Origin of the sequence: Paenibacillus riograndensis SBR5, from assembly GCF_000981585.1 — a bacterium.
GTDB lineage: Bacteria > Bacillota > Bacilli > Paenibacillales > Paenibacillaceae > Paenibacillus_AQ > Paenibacillus_AQ riograndensis.
In genome coordinates, this window is sequence record NZ_LN831776.1 from 7,522,571 (window position 1) to 7,539,123 (window position 16,553).

Here is a 16,553-nt window from a genome sequence, read left to right on the forward strand (position 1 = left end):
ATATTTGCTATAATGGGTAACGATTATTGACTACAGCAGTTAAAGGAAGCAGGCACGACATGATCAGAGCTGAGCATTTGACCCTGTCCTTCCGGGACGGCCAGCGCAGGCTGCCCGTGTTGCAGGGGATTTCCATACACATCAGACGGGGCGAATGGGTGGCTCTTACCGGGGCCAATGGCTGCGGCAAATCCTCACTCATCCGCACCTTCAACGGCCTGAATATTCCAACCGGGGGCAGTCTGTCCGCAGCCGGCCTGGATCTGCGGTCACCGGCCAACCGCGCAGCCGTCAAGCGCCATATCCAGCTGGTGTTTCAGAATCCTGAAGCGCAGACCGTCGGCTCCACACCGTTTGAAGACGTTGCCTTCGGGCTGGAGAACCGTGGTCTCAGCCGGAGCGTAATGCTTGCAAAGATCGAGGACGTCCTGGGCCAGGTAGGGCTGGCCCATAAAGCCAGGGCCGATGTCTCCACCCTGTCCGGCGGAGAACGCCAACGCCTGGCGGTCGCCTGCTGTCTGGCGCTGGATACGGAAATGATTATTTTTGATGAGGTGACCTCCATGCTCGACCCGGCCGGACGGAGGGATATCCTGGAGCTGGCCCGCCAGCTGTGGGCACAGGGGACGACAGTGCTCTGGGTCACGCAGCGGATGGAGGAGCTGGCGGAGAGCCCGCGTGTCGCCGTTATGGGGCAAGGCAAGATGCTGTATGACGGAGATCCGCGGACGCTCTTCTATGCAAGCGGACTGCCGGACGCTCTGGACTGGCCGGCTGCGCCCGTCATCCGCATCGGACAGCTGCTGCAGGCCAAGGGCTGGCCCCTGGACAGCCTGCCTTTGACCGAGCGGGAGCTGGAGGCCGCCCTGTGAGGATTCAGGCGGACCATGTATCCTTCCGTTACGACAAGCTCCCTGTCCTCACGGACATCAGCCTGGACATACGTGAAGGCACGCTGACTGTTCTGTGCGGAGTCACGGGCAGCGGAAAGTCTACACTGCTGCGCCTTTTGTCGGGCCTTGCGCAGCCAGCTTCCGGCACGATTGCCTTTGACGGCGGCCAGCCTCCTGCCGGAAAGGTCTCCATGGTATTCCAGCAGCCTGAGACGCAGCTGTTCGCGGGCAGCGTACATAAAGAGCTGGAATACGGCCTGGCCGAGCGCGGCGTCCCGGGACCACAGCGGCTGGAGCTGATCCGCAGCGCGCTTGCCAGAGTAGGCTTGCCCTACGACGAATTCGGCAGGCGCTCGCCCTTCCTGCTGAGCGGCGGCGAGAAGCGGCGGCTCTGCATAGCCGCGGCTATCGCTTCCGCCCCCGGCCTGCTTGTCCTGGACGAACCCACAGCCGGGCTGGACCCGCAGGCGGCTGAAGCTCTGCTGGAGATGCTGCGCGGGCTGCGCCGCAGCGGCTTGACACTGGTGGTGGGCACTCATGAGCTCGACAGCTTCCTGCCTATGGCCGACAAGGTGATTGTGATGTCCCAGGGCACCGTCTATTATGACGGGCCGTCTCTTGCCCTGTCCGCCGATCCGCTTCTGCTCACGGGTGCAGGTCTTGCGCCCCCCGCCTATATGCGGCTGGGCCACAGCCTGCGGGAGCGCGGCCTGCTGACAGAGCTGCCGGACAGCCTGGACAGCCTGCTGGCAGAGCTTGAGAAGCAGCCGATTGCTGCTCCGGCGGCAGAGCTGCTTCCAGCGGCACCCGGGGAGCAGAGCCCGGGCCGAAGCCCGGGCGGATCAGGCCGGCTCCGGCCTGCCGCCGGGAATGAGGACAGCCGCTCCACCAGTGGCGTGAATACAGAAGCAGCCCCCGCCCAGAAGCTGTGGCAGAGGCTGGACCCCCGTGTGAAATGGCTGGGGATGGTGCTGGGAACACTGGTCGTGCTGGGAATGGATGCCCTGCTGCCGCTGGTGCTGGCAGTAGGGTTGATCGCCGGGCTGATGCTGTCCGCCCGCATTCCCTGGCGGAGGACCGTCCGGTTCTTCCGCCCGTTCCTGCTGATGTTCCTGTTCCTCTGGCTGCTGTCCTCGCTCAGCTGGAGCTCCCCGGATTATACGCTGGGGCCAGTCGGCGTAAGCGCGGCAGGCATGGCACGGGGCGGATTGAATGTGCTCCGCTTTCTGCTGCTGATCGCACTTGGATTCCTGTTCACAGAGACGACCACTGGCGCCCCCCTGCGGGAAGGGCTGGAATGGGGCATCGCTCCGCTGAGAAAGCTGGGGGTCCGCACCCGCAACTGGTCGCTGGCAGTCTCGGTCACGCTGCAGTTTGTGCCCTGGATTCTAGGCAAGCTGGCCCAGCTGCAGCTGGCGCTGGACTCGCGCGGCAGAAAAGCCCGCGGCCTGGCCCGGTACTCGCCCAGGCAAGCTGCACTGCTGATTGTCCCCTTGCTGATCCTGGTCATCGGGATGGGCGATGAGCTGGCTACTGCCGTTGAATCCCGCGGCTACGACCCCGCCAAGGAGCGGACGCCCTCCTACCGGCTGTCCTGGCAGAACCGCGATACGCTCGCCCTGCTCTTTATCCTGCTGGCCGCCGCCCTGCTGTGGACCGTCTCGCGGTTCAGCTGAGACTACAGCTCAGCATGTATTCCGCAGGCTGCGGCCCCGGAACATAGAATCTATCCCGCACCTTCTTGGCTTATGCCTGATCCTCTTTCGCCTCCGGGTGACGGGAGACGAGTCTTACCAGATCAAGCGTCAGGATCGACAGCGTGAGCGTTGCGGGATATGCCAGATACCTGGGTTCCCACAGCGGGCTGAACTTCTCCTTATACCGGCGCAGGCCGGCGAATCCGTACCAGTGTCCGCCCCGCACAAAGACCAGATGGGCCAGCTTCTCTTCCCGCAGCGCTCCCGAATTATGGCCTACGCTGGACAGCGGGGCATTGCCCAGATTGAATCTGAGGCTGCCCTGCTCCTTGGCCCATTCCAGCAAGCGGATGAACAGATAGTCCATGGTGCCGTTCGGTGTATTCCTCCGGTGGCGCATAAGGTCGATCGAGGCCGTCTCTCCCCTGTCATATCCCGGGGCCATAGAGGCAAAAGCCAGCACATCCCCCTCCTTGCTCCGCAGCAGCGCGATCTGGGCAAGCTGCAGATATGCCGGCTTGAACCAGCCGAGGGAATACCCCTTTTCGCTGCGGCCGTTCAACCACTCCTCAGAGATCCGGCGCAGCTCGTCGAGCAGTGTCTCCGGATGCGGCGCCTCCGCCACCTCAAACACATACCCCTCGCGTTCAAAACGGCTTTTCACATTCCGCAGGTCTGCATTTTTTTTGCCGCTGAGGGTAAAGTCAGCAAGCGGGACCAGCGCCTCTTCGCCAAGCTTGAAGAAGTGGTAGCCCTGTTCATGGTATATCGGCAAAAAGTCCGGGGTGGCCTGATAGAATACCACCGCAAGCCCGTACAGATCGGCGTCCTGCCGGAATTCACTGATTCCGTCGTTGACCAGACTCCGGGGGCCCAGCGGATCGCCCAGCACGACCAGCTTGTCCCGCACTCTGGCAAAAGCAAACAGCACCTTGCCGTCTTGGGCCCAGTAGAAGCTTTTGTCACCCAGGAAGAGCATATGGGTCAAGGAGTTTCCGGTATGCTCCCCGAGAAAGCGGCGCAATCTTTCCATATCCCTGTCCGCGAACAGCTCATCCCCGCTGCGGTGCGGCCGGAGGGTAATCATCATCGTCAGCAGCAGCCAGGAGAATACCAGCCCGCCAGCGGCAGTAACCGCAACGTTGCTGTGACGATGCAGCCACTCCGGCTCTACTCCGTGGGGAAGATGCTTCAGGAAGCCATGATGCACGTAATTGCCCAGCAGGTAGTATACCAGCGCTATAAAAGAGGTCAGGGCCAGCCACCAGGCCGTATTCTGCCGGCTTACAGGGACGCTGATCCGGTAAAAACGCGCTCTGGAGATCCAGAGAATAAACGCTACTACCAGCAGGAACACAGCTTCCTCATAATCAAAGCCCTTGGTAAAGGTAAACACTGCACCGGCAAACAGCAGCGCGCTTGTCCAGATAAAAGCTCTGCGGACCCGCAGCGAAATTCCGCGCGACAGCAGAATCAGCATGAATCCGATCAGCACGGAAAGATGATGCGAAATCCGCATCACCGGCAGCGAAAGCAGATCCTCGGTGATCCGCAGCCGGTACAGCAGCTCGGGCGTCGCCGCCGACAGCAGCAGAATAATCCCGCTGGCAAACACCAGCTTGCCGAGCGCCCATACGCCGAGATCGCTCAGGAAGGTATATTGGCCCGGCCAGCCCCAGATTTTCTGCCATACATTAAGCGAAGGCTCGATACCGGCGCTATTCCGGTCAGCGCCTTTTTTGCCTTGAAGCCCGATTTCCAGTGCAGCCAGCACCAGTCCGATCAGCCAAGGAATCAGATAATAAAATAATCTGTAAATGACCAGCACGGCCATCGCCTGGTCGCTCCGGTATCCCAGCTGTGTAAGGCCCAGCAGAGCAATCAGATCGAAAGCGCCGATGCCGCCGGGCGCCATGCTGAGAATACCCGCAATAGCGGCGATCACATAGATACTGAATACGGTAACGAAATCAATGCGGCCGAGCAGATGGCCCCCGATGATCCAGAAGGTAATCCCGGCAAACAGCCACTCCAGCAATGAAGCGCCGATGGAGGCCCCTACGGTAAGCCAGGGCGTTCTGTTTTGTCCCCGGTTGATCCATTTCGCGAATAGCGCTGAACGCTGAACGATAATAAAAAACGGCAGATACAATGCCATCCCCCAGACCGCGAACACCAGCCAGCGGTGCTCGTGCAGAAGCGCGGCGGCCGGAAGCAGGCCAAGGATATTGCCCCAGGAGAGCAGAGACAGCCCGGTAATCATCAGCGGTGAGAGAAATACAATAGCGGGCGTAAGAACGGAGGCGGGCACTCCGCTTTTTTTGTAGAGAAGCGTGCGCAAGCCTACTCCCGCCAAACCGGCAAAGCCGATCAGATTGTTGAACGTGTTGGCAATCCACGAGTAGCGGAAGGTGCTCCAGCGCCCAAGGTCCAGCCGGAAATGCCGCCGGATCAGATAATCGTAGCCGCTCATGACCGCCACGGAAAGCAGTGCCACCCCCATCATTTCCAGGATGGCCCCTGCGGGGACATGCCTCAGCTCACGAAGAATCAGGCCCAAATGGACCTGCTTCAGCTCATGCTGCCCCTCCAGATACACAAGAGCTATAACCCCAAGCGGAACAAGTGCCCTGACCGCTTTGAGCCGGTAAATGGATACAATCAGCCTTACAATTTTGAATCGTTCCAAGGTTTGCTTCATAGAATGCATAACTTCTCCTGCCTTTACTGCCGGATGGTGAGCTTAATTGGGCTGTTCACCCTTATCCATTTCTTCATTATACCAACTCCGGGGATGGAAGGCTTCTTTTTACAGCGCTCAAAGGTTAGACCTCCCGCAAGGCCCTCTTCACTGCATCATGCGTAATAAAGATCTTAACATGGAGGCAAGTACGCCCATCCAGGTGCCCCTGGCGATGCGGCTCTCTTGCAAATTAGACCAGAACCAGCATTCTGCTGCACTTTCTGCAGTAGACTTCTCATATATCGGTCGAAAAACTCATCAATTGCACTCTGTACACTAGAATTCCACGGAGAAGCTGTTTTTGACTCCAAAACCGGAATTCTGCTGCACGAAATGCAGCAGAATTCAATTTGGCGCAGAACAACAAGCATTCTATCCTGAAATAACAAGGTCCGATTCTTACGACATGGTTATGGAAGCCTCGAATTTGACGAAGCCAAATTGAGAGTCTTCTCCGGGATTTCATCGTCTGAAGTGCAGCCAATGGGCGGCATGGCTGTCCATTGCATAAAGTACAGTCATGCCAAAGCTGACTGATTCAGAATGGAAACATCAGATTTCAAGTTCAATCTCTATCGTCCGGGAATCGTCCGGGAGGATCTCTCCCAAATGTTGCTTCAGGTGCTCCGGCAGCCCGCATAAACTTCTACAAAAGCATAACAAAATCGCCCTACGGGTCATAAGGCTGCTCACTATAGGTTAAGACTAGCGGACTTAGCGTGTTATACCACCTCCCGATTCACTATTTAGTGCGGGTGCGAAGAACCCAAAGGTACTTTTCCTCTCATTTCAGCCTGCACAGAGTCTCCTTGTTTACTTATCATCCGGTCGCATCATCCGCCATTTCTCACAGAGCGTACAAACTACCCTTCAGTTATCATAACAACGGCATTTCTGTCGTTGTTTCTGCGCAAACCACCCTTCGGCCCTTAACAACGGCATTTCTGCCGTTGTTTCTGCGCAAACTACCCTTCGGCTCCTTAACAACGGCATTTCTGCTGTTGTTTCGGTCCACATTCGTCCTTCAGCCGAATTGAACTAAAGATGCTTATCCCCAACTTTATACACATCTTATCCACAATGGAAAGTAATCATAATTTTCTAAATAGGAAGTAGAAACGGGTACCGTCCTTATTAGGACGGTACCCCGTTTCAGCGAAAAATAGAAGGATAGTTTATAGCGTGAAGCATATAAATGCTTATATTTGAACAAAATCACATCTGGCGGGTGAATAGCAACACAGGGCTTATAGCCGGAGGGATTCCCAACCATCTTAAATCAACGGGGGCATGCTGAAGACAGGTCGCCCTATTCCTTCGCGATCTATCTGCAGCCGTTACGGACAGGAAAGCCCTTATTGAGAGAAGATTCGTCTATTCCGCAGGTTAACGGACTGAGATGACTTTATTTGTCCCTTTCCCCTTGATTCCAGGCTCGATCGAACGACATAACGGCTCCTGAGTGCGTAACTGCTGAAAAAGTAAGATTTTTGGCAAAATAAGGGCTCCTCGGTCCGCATCAGTCCGCGGATGGAGCCCAATCCTTCTGCAATGAAATAAGGGGTAAGTCGCTTCCCTCAAAACATATAAATTCTTACAAAAAAAGGACCCCCTCACGGCAGAGGAGTCCTCTTTTTCCAGAATGCTGTTTACGATTCACTGTTTACGATTCGCTGTCTATGACTCACTGTTTACGATTCGCTGTTTACTGTGTTGCTGGCTTACACCCGGATATCAAACCTTCCCGCGCTGTCTGTAGTAGCAGTAGCGACTTCCTGTGCGCTTGCCGCCACAAGCGTATTGCCGCCTGCAGGTTTGTCCGGCGGAGCGGGATTACCGCTTGCCGGAGAGGAACTGCTGCTCTGCGACTTCTGGGCAATTTGGGCCTCGATCTGTTTGATCTGCTGCTCCAGCTGTTTGGTCTTCGTTCCTTTGGTCTTCTCATCATCCCTGCTGGACTTAACCTTCTCCAGGTCGGCTTCCAGCTTGGCTTTTTGCTTCTCCAGTGCAGCGGTATCAGTTGCGCCAGAGGAAGTGTACGCAGCAGAAGAGGCCGATGATACAGATGAAATAGTCAGGCTTGTCCCTCCTTTCACCTCTCAAGTATAGGAGGTTTACCTGGGAGGAACGGTGAACTACACACCACCTAAGAGGTGGGTGCTTCTTGGTCAATAGAGCTGCTGCTCCAAGTTTACCCAAGCTTAGAGGCTAGTTCCTAGCCCAATCGTTGCCATTTTATATGGCTAATTGTAGTAAGTTTTTAGCTGCGTTTACATCTCTGTCGTGTTGTACACTACATTCAGGACAAGTCCATTCACGTACCGCAAGGTTCTTCACTTCTGCGTTTTTATAGCCGCAGCAGGAACATAGTTGGCTGCTCGCAAAGTGTTTTGGGGCAATCATCAATGTTCTCCCGTACCACTTCGCCTTGTATTCGAGCATCGCTCGAAACATGCTCCACGATACTTCGGATATGGCTTTAGCTAATTTATGATTCTGCATCATGTTCTTTACACGCAAGTCTTCCATCACGATCACTTGGTTTTCGCGTATCATTTGGGTTGACGTTTGGTGCAAGAAGTCTTTACGCTGATTCGCTATTTTTTCATGAAGCTTGGCGACCTTCAAACGTGCTTTATTTCGGTTATGGCTTCCTTTCTTCTTTCTCGATAAGTCCTTTTGCAGTTTGGCTAATCGTTGTTCAGATTGACGAAGATGTTTCGGATTTGCGATCACTTCGCCACACGAAGTAATCGCAAAGTTTCTTAGTCCCAGATCTACGCCAATCTTCTTTTCTGTTTTTGGCAAAGGAGCGATATCTGTTTCTACCCGTACGGAGGCAAAATATTTTCCTGATGGTGTTTTGGATAGGGTGCAGGATTTGATTCGCCCCCAGAATGGACGATGTACCTTGATTCGGATTCTTGTCTTTAGTTTCGGGATTTTAATCGTTCCAGCTTTGGTGGCTATCGTTCCGTTTTGATTGTTCGTTGTGAAGCTATTGTTGTTCGTTTTCTTGCTTTTGAATGTAGGGAAACCCACGTTCTTATCCCGAAAAAAATGCCTATAGGCTTTCTCCAGGTTGAGCTGAACGTTTGCTAATGCCAGGCTGTCCACTTCTTTCAGCCACGGGTATTCTTTTTTGTACCTGGCAGGTGTATTATGGAGCATTTTCTCCGTTTGTTTATAGTGTTCGATCTTATCCGCAAGCATTTTGTTGTAGATAAAACGGACACATCCGAACACCTTTGCCAGATATTGTTGTTGCTCATGGGTGGGGTAGATCCGATACTTATACGCTTTAAGTACGAACATGCCTCGCAACTCCTTTCCAGGAATTTACGAATCCATCATAGCACAAATGTTCGTATTTATGGAAGATAATTTCCTTTGGATAAGAAAGACCGTTGCCATTCATCCCACCATTTTAGAAATGGGGGAATTCTGACAACTGATGGTTAAAACGCGCTGAAAGTTTGCTGAAAAAGCATTCGGGCCATGCCCATGAGCAGTACGAAGCGCCCCAGGCACAAGCATACATGCAGCAGCGCAGCACTCGCCGAAATATTTACGGCTTATTTGGCGCTACCCTGTCTGCAGAGCAGCAGAAAGGACAGAATAGAGCACACACCGGCACCTGCGATGACCATCGCCATGGGCAGAGCAGTCTCACTGCCGCCAAGCCCGACAAGCGGAGCTACACAGCTGCCGAGCAGCAAGGGCAGCAGGCCGAGCAGCGCTGAGGCGCTGCCTGCAGAATCCCCTTGATCCTGCATGGCCAGCGAGAAGCTGGTGGTCCCAACTACGCCCACACTGGAAACAACGGCGAACAGGCAGAGAAGGATGGGCAACAGGCCGCCTCCGGCCAGAACCGTCAGCAGCAGCAGCACACCGCCCAGCGTGCACAGCAGCAGGCCGCTGACCAGAAACTTCTGCTCACCGATCCTTCCGGCCAGTCTGCCGGCGATCTGGCCGGACAAGATAATGCCCAGCCCGTTTACGGCAAAGATCACACTGTACATTTGCGGGGAGACCCCAAAAATATTTTGCAGAACAAAGGAGGAGCCGGAAATATAAGCGAACATGGCGGCGGAGACAAACCCCTGGGAGAGTGCATAGCCCATAAATCTTCCATTACCCAGCAGGACAGCGAAGGTGCGCAGCGTGCCGCGAATTCCGCTTTTCAAGCGCCGTTCCTTGGGCAGGGTCTCCGGAAGCCGCAGCAGAATCGTGACAAAAAAGATCAGCCCGGCGGCAAACAGCACCATGAATACCCCCTGCCACGTTGTAACCCGCAGCAGCTGTCCCCCGATGACCGGGGCCAGGATCGGCCCCAATCCGTTGACGATCATCAGCAAGGAAAAGAATTTGGTTAATTCTGAGCCGCTATACAGATCGCGTACCGCCGCGCGCGAGATTACAACCCCTACGGACCCGGCCAGCCCCTGGATAAAACGCAGCATCACCAGCAGCCCGATGGAAGGAGTGAACGCGCACAGCAAGGAAGAAACGGCGTACACCAGCATGCCAATAAGCAGTGGTGTGCGGCGGCCGTACACGTCGCTTAAGGGCCCTGCTACCAGTTGACCTGAGGCCAGCCCCAGCAAAAAAAAGGTCAAGCTAAGCTGCACCAGCGCAGCGCCCGCTCCAAAATCCGCACCCAGCGCCGGAAGCGCGGGCAAATACATGTCAATGGACAACGGTCCGATCGCGGATATCGCTCCCAGAATAACGGCAATCTGCAGCCGCTGCTTCCTCGACGGTCCTTCCGCTCCCAGCACCTTACTATCGATTTTTGTGATCATGATTCATAACTTCAACCTTTCCGCAGCAATGTAACCTTCATACTACCTGATTGCAGAAGGAATATTCAATGCTTTTTAATCGCCTGTGCCGTGAAACCTTCCAGATCGGCAGGAACGGATTACCTGCCCTTGCCATAGCAAAAAACTGCCCGCAGGGGCTTTCAAGCAACTGAAACAGTCACTTGGCAGCGGCCCCGCAGGCAGTTATGCGTGTCAGACTTGACGGAAATTGCTTTGCTGCTTCAGCCAATCCCGGGCGGCTTCAGCCTCAGCCGAGCTGAGGCGGTGGCCCTGATTGCCCCAAAGCATCGTTACCTCTGCACCGGCCTCCCGCAGCAGCGATTCCATTTCCTCGGTTTCCTCTCTGCGGATGATCGGATCGTTGGTGCCTGCTCCGATGAACACGGCAACATCCTTCAGGGACGGCAGGTTCAGCCCGCGCAGCGGGACCATCGGATGCAGCAGCACAGCCGAGCGGAAAATGCCGCCGTAATGAAAGAGCAGACTGCCGGCGATATTCGCACCGTTGGAGTAGCCTACAGCCACCAGATTGCCGGAGTCAAATCCGTATTCCGCTGCTGCCTTATCCAGAAACTGCTTAAGCTCATGGGTGCGGAAGATAAGATCCTCTTCATCGAAGATGCCTTCGGCCAAACGCCGGAAGTAACGGGGCATGCCATTCTCCAGCACATTTCCCCGGATGCCCAATACAGAGGCGCCTGGGGCCAGCAGCCCGGCCAGGGGCAGCAGATCATGCTCATTGCCCCCAGTGCCATGGAACAGTACTAACGTCGGCAGACTCTCATCGCTGCCCTTGCGGAAGATATGAATCATCCCTGGTTCACCTCGATTTCACGGATTTCAAAAGGGGTAAGGTTCTCTTCAATCACTGCGCGGTGCGGCTCGAACCAGGCAGGAAGCATCAGCTTCTGGCCCAGTGCATCCGGCGCTTCATCACGGGCAAAACCTGGAGGATCGGTTGCGATCTCGAAAAGGATACCGCCTTCTTCGCGGAAGTAGATAGCGTTGAAGTACTGGCGGTCCTGCACCGGAGTCGGCTGATAGCCATGGCTCTGCACGCGGCGGCCCCATTCCAGCTGTTCAGCATCATCTTTGGCCCGCCATGCGATGTGATGGACCGTCCCTGAACCTCCGGCACCATGCGGAACCGGCGCTGCCTTCAGATCGATAATGTTGCCCAGGTCGCCGGTCGATCTGTAGCGGATATAGCCGTCGCCTTCAGCAATACGTTCGAGGCCCAGCGTACGGGACAGCGTATCTGCTGTTTTTTCCGGATTGGTGCTGTACAGAACGGCTCCGCCGAAGCCCTTGATCGCATGTTCCGGGGTCACACCGCCAAAGGACCAGGTGCTCAGCGCGCCTTCTTCACGTTCCACCAGTTCAATCCGCAGCCCGTCGAAGTCGGCAAAGGCGAGATAGGATTCGCCAATCCGGCTCACCTCGGTTACCGGAATCTGATAGGCTGCCAGACGCTGCTTCCAGAAGTCCATAGAGCCCACCGGCACCGCATAAGTGGTTACGCCCACCTGTCCGCCGCCGATGCGGCCTTTGCGTCCCTGGGACCAGGGAAAGAAGGTAATGATCGTACCGGGGGAACCCTGTTCATTCCCGAAATAGAGGTGGTATACCTCTGGGGCATCGAAATTGATCGTTTTTTTCACAAGGCGCAGTCCGAGAATTCCGGCATAAAAATCAGCATTGCGCTGTACGTCTCCAACAAAAGCAGTGATATGGTGAATTCCTTGAGTTTGCATAGTCATTATAATTACCTCCTGAAATTTTTTATATGGGTCAATTCCTATATGCCAGGTTCTGCTTAACCCCAAGCGGGCACAGAACTTTTTTTCCGCAAAAGTCATTTTGAAGCTCTGAGGCTGCGGCTGGCGGTCCTGCATGAGCGGATCAGTTGAACAACAGTGCGTCGAGCGAGATCGATCCCGGCCCGGCCAGTGCCACGCCTACCGCAACCGCCAGCAGCGTCAGCGGAAACTCAATCCCATTGGCTGTAGACCAGAAGCCGTTAGGGGCATGAACCTTAACAATTGCGCCGAGCATTGCTGCGGCAATGAGTACGGCGGCCACCGGCGTCAGCAGTCCGGCTGCGAACAGCAAACCTCCGACAAGCTCCATCAGCCCTGCCATTACCGCCATCAGCACGCCGGGCTTAATGCCAATCGACTCCATCCAGCCTCCGGTCCCTTTTGGACCGTAGCCGCCAAACCAGCCAAACAGCTTCTGTGAGCCATGCCCGATAAACGCAATCCCGATCACCAGTCTTATCAACAATAAACCTACACTAACCATTTTACATACTCCCCATTCTCTTGGATTTGATTATCTTAACGTTAAGATATTAGATAAAAATTTTTGGGTCTTACGCTTATTTCTAATCTCCACTTTTGTTTCCTGCAACCGAATGCGGCTCCGCTTCTAAAACCTGGCAAGACGCGTCTGACTGGCGCATTATGCAAGTGGAACAGTCTGTTCTACACGCCTTTGCCAAGCTTCTTCAGCAGCTGGATTGCCTGACTCTTTTCTTCCTGGTTCAGGCCCCCCATCAAGCTGTGGATGGAACTAACATGCTTGGGGAAAATATCATCGAACAGCTCGCGCCCCGCATCCGTTATCTCAGCGTAAGTCACGCGGCGGTCCTCACTGCATGGAACACGCTTCAGCAAGCCCCTCTTCTCCAGCTTGTCGATGTTGTAGGTAATGCTGCCGCTGGTAACAAGGATCTTCTCACCGATCTGCTGCAACGGAATCCGGGTTCTGTGATACAGAACCTCCAGCACCATAAACTCCGCCGAAGCAAGTCCGTGGCTCTTCATATCCTTCACCGCATGATCCATAAGGCTCTTATATGCCTTCGATAGGACAACGAATAATTTCAGCGATGCTGCCTGCTCCTCATCCTGTGTGCCGGCTGCTGTGCTTGCGGCTTCCTTGATATCACTCATCCTTGTTCACCTCCAATCGTTTTTTTATTTATCTTTAAATTAATTATCTTTAAGTTAAGATAACTATAATCCATTCTCTATCTATTGTCAACACTTGCAGTTAAAATAATCACAGCGGTTTGACCTGCCTCTGAAAACGGCGTATCCTTTTCCTTGGAAAAGGGAGCACATTCATTTCTTTCTGGCAGCCGGCTGCACGCCGCACACGCCGCACGGAAATTGTGACCGAAGCGTAACCGGGGTAGTCTGGAGACTAGCTCTGCTGCATTTGGTGCAGCAGAATACGCTACAGACAGGGCTGAACAGCGGATCTGCTGTACTTTGTACAATTGAATCCTGCAAAAGTCCCTTTTGGAGCTCCATTTCATTAAATCTGCTGCCCAACATGCAGTTGATTGCTTATTTTAAAGGCTGCACCGCCCATTCTGCTGCAGCTTCTGCAACAGATCTCCATTTTTCCATGTGTACAGCAGTTTGCAGTAACCGATGGAAATAACAGTGTTCCTAATATAGAAGGAGGCTACCTCATGGATGTATTGGATAGACAAGCCGCTGCTGCGGATGATACAGCCTCCGGCGGCGCGGAATGCTCCCGCGTCCTCATCGTGACGGCGGTCGCAGCGGAGCGGGACGCAGTCCTGCGCGGCCTGAACGGCAGCGTCAGATTCGATGTGATTGCGGCGGGCGCCGGCACCGCCGCGGCTGCGGCGGGAACCGCCGCCGCTCTGGCAGCCGGGAGCTACGGCTGCGTCATCAGCGCCGGGATCGGCGGCGGCTTCCCGGGCCGTGCGCCCGTAGGCTCGCTGGTCGTCGCCAGCGAGATGACTGACGCGGCCCTCGGCGCAGAGACGCCGGAGGGCTTCCGCAGCGCTGCCGAGCTCGGCTTCGGCAGCGTGACCGTGCCGGCGGAGCGCGGCACGGTGCAGGCCCTTGCGGCCGCGCTGGCAGCGGCCGGGCTTGCGGTAAGCACGGGACCCGTGCTTACCGTGTCTACGGCGACCGGCACCGCCGGAACGGCCGCCGTGCTGGCCGCCCGCCACCCGGAGGCGGCGGCGGAGGCGATGGAAGGCCACGGGGTTGCCGTGGCCGCCCAGCGCTTCCGGATCGCGGCGCTGGAGCTGCGCGCGATCTCGAACCCGGTCGGCCCGCGCGACCGGGCCGCGTGGAAGATCAATGAAGCCTTAGACGCCCTCACAGCGGCTGCGGCTATTCTATTGGAGGTACTGTAAATGACAACAGAGCTGAATATCGCCTTTTCCCCTTGCCCTAATGATACTTTCGTGTTCCATGCCTGGGCCCACGGTCTAGTTCCGGGCGCGCCCAAGCTGAATGTGACGTTTGCCGATATCGATATCACCAACGGCCTGGCTGCGGACGGCGCCGGACCGGAGGTGCTCAAAATCTCCTACGCCGCCCTTCCCTGGGTGCTTGAACAGTACAAGCTGCTGCCATGCGGCGGTGCGCTTGGCCGGGGCTGCGGCCCATTGGTGCTCACCCGCAAGGGCGCAGGCGCCATCAAGCATCCGCGCGGGCTGTCGGGCCGGAGAATCGCCGTGCCGAGCGAGCGCTCGACCGCCTATCTGCTGTTCCGGCTATGGGCGGCACAGCAGGTGCCGGGCGGCCCGGCAGAGATTGTCATCATGCCTTTCGACGAGATTATGCCTGCGGTGCGTGACGGACAGATCGATGCAGGGCTTGTCATTCATGAAGCCCGCTTCACTTATCCGTCCTACGGCCTTGACCTGCTGACTGATCTCGGCAGCTGGTGGGAGAGCGACACCGGGCTGCCCATCCCGCTCGGTGCGATCATCGCCCGCCGCGATCTGGACCATGAGGCCATCATCGGCTGGATTCGCAGCTCCCTGCAATATGCGTGGGATCACCAGACGGATTCCAGAGATTATGTGCTGGACCATGCCCAGGAGCTGTCACCGGAGGTTGCCAAATCGCATATTGACCTGTATGTCAATGAGTTCACCATGAACCTGGGCGATGACGGCTATGCCGCCATTACGGCCCTCCTGAACCGCGCCGCCGCCGAAGGGCTGGTTCCGGCAGTTGATCCGGTGCTGCTGCGGTAGCACGCAGACAGAAGACATTCCGCCGGTTCCCGATTCACATGCTAACGCTCCGGGAGCCGGCTTTTTCTTCCCTTGGGGCCCAGCATCCCGCCCTCCTTGATTAATATTGCGCCTTAGACTACGCTGGCAGTAGAAAGACAACCCTTCCGCGCATTCGCGGACAGGCGATGATATTTTGAAGAAGAACCTTAAGCCTGCAACCACCCCCGGTGCAACAGTCTTAAGACTTCACCCTATCTGAAGTCCCAATAACAATTTTCCCGGTTTGGACATCGTATTTACAAGATAGAAGAATAAATTAAGAACAACGAGGAGGATTTGATGTGATCCCTGCCGGCAACAGCAAGCCAAATATCGAACGTTTCCTGGGCTTCCAGGATGAGTACGACCGCTACCGGCCAGAAGCTCCGCCGATTGTCGTTGAACTGCTTACCCAATACCTGGGCCGCAGACCTTCACTGGTGGCCGATGTGGGCTGCGGAACCGGGCTGTCCACCTTTCTCTGGAAGGATGCAGCGGATACTGTAACCGGAGTGGAGCCTAATCCTGATATGCTGGGCAAAGCGCTGGAAAAATTGAGTCTTTTGGAGGCTTCGGCACCCTCTCTGTCCTTTATTCAGGGCTTTTCCAACCAGCTTCCTTTCTCACCGGACAGCGTGGATATCATCACCTGCTCGCAATCGTTCCACTGGATGGACCCGGACAGTACGCTGCAGGAAGTCTCCCGTTGTCTCCGCCCGGGCGGAATATTTGCCGCCTACGATTGCGACTGGCCGCTGGTCCTGCAGCCGGATATTGAGGCCCGCTACAACCATCTGATCGCCGCTTCCGACGCCTGGCTTGCAGAGCTTCAGCCCGCTGCCGAGCAGGCCCGCAAATGGGACAAAGAAGGGCATTTGTCCCGGATGAAGGCCAGTGGCGTTTTCACCTATGCGCGGGAAATTGTTTTTCATAATACGGAAAACTGTGATGCCCAGCGTTATGTCGGGCTCATGCTTAGTCAAGGCGGAATCCAAACCGTCCTTAAGCTTGACCCAGCTGTTCTGACACAGGATATTGCCGGGTTCACGGCAGATGTGGAGCAGTTTTTTCAAGGCCGGACCTTGCCTGTGCTGATCAGCTACCGGATGCGGGTCGGCGTGAAATAATTTCTACGGCCGGCAGTCCTGGTTATATTGCCGTATTTGACTTCCTGTTTGACTATATTTCGTGTTTGACTTACATTGCGTTTGAATTACTTCATGTTTGACTTACTTCGTGTTTGACCATAGTTCATGTTTGACCTATACTTATTGAAGCGAGACGAAGAACGTCCCGGTTGCCCTCCTAGGGGAAGCCGGGGCGTTTTCTATTTTT

At 55.6% G+C, this 16,553-nt stretch carries 13 protein-coding genes; 5 read left to right on the forward strand and 8 right to left on the reverse strand.

Translation table 11 applies throughout. From position 1 onward, the window contains the following. Nucleotides 1–59: 59 nt before the first annotated feature. Both PRIO_RS31755 and PRIO_RS34270 read left to right on the forward strand, forming a co-directional pair. On the forward strand, nucleotides 60–872 hold the full coding sequence (locus PRIO_RS31755) for an ATP-binding cassette domain-containing protein (protein ID WP_020426948.1): 813 nt from the start codon (nucleotides 60–62) through the stop codon (nucleotides 870–872). Next, nucleotides 869–2,569 carry an ATP-binding cassette domain-containing protein gene (locus PRIO_RS34270; protein WP_052741555.1) on the forward strand — a complete coding sequence of 567 codons (1,701 nt, stop codon included), beginning with the start codon at nucleotides 869–871 and terminating at the stop codon, nucleotides 2,567–2,569. Before PRIO_RS31755 ends, PRIO_RS34270 begins: the two co-directional genes overlap by 4 nt. 70 nt (nucleotides 2,570–2,639) lie before the next feature. Here the strand turns inward: PRIO_RS34270 and mprF are convergent, their stop codons facing one another. The 8 genes from mprF to PRIO_RS31800 form a co-directional block, all read right to left on the reverse strand. Then, entirely contained in the window at nucleotides 2,640–5,300 is a 2,661-nt protein-coding gene (mprF, locus tag PRIO_RS31765; protein WP_039786450.1) for a bifunctional lysylphosphatidylglycerol flippase/synthetase MprF, read from the reverse strand. Nucleotides 5,301–7,054: 1,754 nt separating this feature from the next. After that, complete coding sequence (locus PRIO_RS31770; protein ID WP_020427236.1) at nucleotides 7,055–7,429, reverse strand: FlxA-like family protein; 375 nt, start codon at nucleotides 7,427–7,429, stop codon at nucleotides 7,055–7,057. Nucleotides 7,430–7,568: 139 nt separating this feature from the next. Then, nucleotides 7,569–8,648, reverse strand: coding sequence for an IS200/IS605 family element RNA-guided endonuclease TnpB (gene tnpB, locus PRIO_RS31775; protein ID WP_046502053.1), 1,080 nt, complete (start codon nucleotides 8,646–8,648; stop codon nucleotides 7,569–7,571). Nucleotides 8,649–8,908: 260 nt separating this feature from the next. Next, complete coding sequence (locus PRIO_RS31780; protein ID WP_020433166.1) at nucleotides 8,909–10,138, reverse strand: multidrug effflux MFS transporter; 1,230 nt, start codon at nucleotides 10,136–10,138, stop codon at nucleotides 8,909–8,911. A gap of 213 nt (nucleotides 10,139–10,351) precedes the next feature. Further along, nucleotides 10,352–10,972 (reverse strand): alpha/beta hydrolase, encoded by a 621-nt coding sequence (locus PRIO_RS31785; protein ID WP_020433165.1) that lies wholly within the window; start codon nucleotides 10,970–10,972, stop codon nucleotides 10,352–10,354. Next, nucleotides 10,969–11,919 carry a ring-cleaving dioxygenase gene (locus PRIO_RS31790; protein ID WP_020433164.1) on the reverse strand — a complete coding sequence of 317 codons (951 nt, stop codon included), beginning with the start codon at nucleotides 11,917–11,919 and terminating at the stop codon, nucleotides 10,969–10,971. The genes PRIO_RS31785 and PRIO_RS31790 overlap by 4 nt, the downstream gene beginning before the upstream one ends. A gap of 142 nt (nucleotides 11,920–12,061) precedes the next feature. Further along, a complete protein-coding gene (locus tag PRIO_RS31795; RefSeq protein WP_020433163.1) occupies nucleotides 12,062–12,463 on the reverse strand; it encodes a DoxX family protein in 402 nt (133 codons plus the stop codon). Nucleotides 12,464–12,645: 182 nt separating this feature from the next. Further along, nucleotides 12,646–13,116, reverse strand: a complete 471-nt coding sequence (locus PRIO_RS31800) for a MarR family winged helix-turn-helix transcriptional regulator (protein ID WP_020433161.1) — start codon at nucleotides 13,114–13,116, stop codon at nucleotides 12,646–12,648. A 527-nt stretch (nucleotides 13,117–13,643) separates the two neighbouring features. On the opposite strand from PRIO_RS31800, the gene PRIO_RS31805 reads away from it, so the two are divergent. The 3 genes from PRIO_RS31805 to PRIO_RS31815 all read left to right on the forward strand — a co-directional run bounded on the left by PRIO_RS31805 (nucleotide 13,644) and on the right by PRIO_RS31815 (nucleotide 16,345). Continuing rightward, entirely contained in the window at nucleotides 13,644–14,345 is a 702-nt protein-coding gene (locus PRIO_RS31805; protein WP_082118158.1) for a futalosine hydrolase, read from the forward strand. A gap of 12 nt (nucleotides 14,346–14,357) precedes the next feature. Next, nucleotides 14,358–15,197, forward strand: a complete 840-nt coding sequence (locus PRIO_RS31810; RefSeq protein WP_039789655.1) for a 1,4-dihydroxy-6-naphtoate synthase — start codon at nucleotides 14,358–14,360, stop codon at nucleotides 15,195–15,197. Between the two features lie 323 nt (nucleotides 15,198–15,520). Beyond that, complete coding sequence (locus tag PRIO_RS31815) at nucleotides 15,521–16,345, forward strand: class I SAM-dependent methyltransferase (protein ID WP_020429975.1); 825 nt, start codon at nucleotides 15,521–15,523, stop codon at nucleotides 16,343–16,345. Nucleotides 16,346–16,553: the final 208 nt, after the last annotated feature.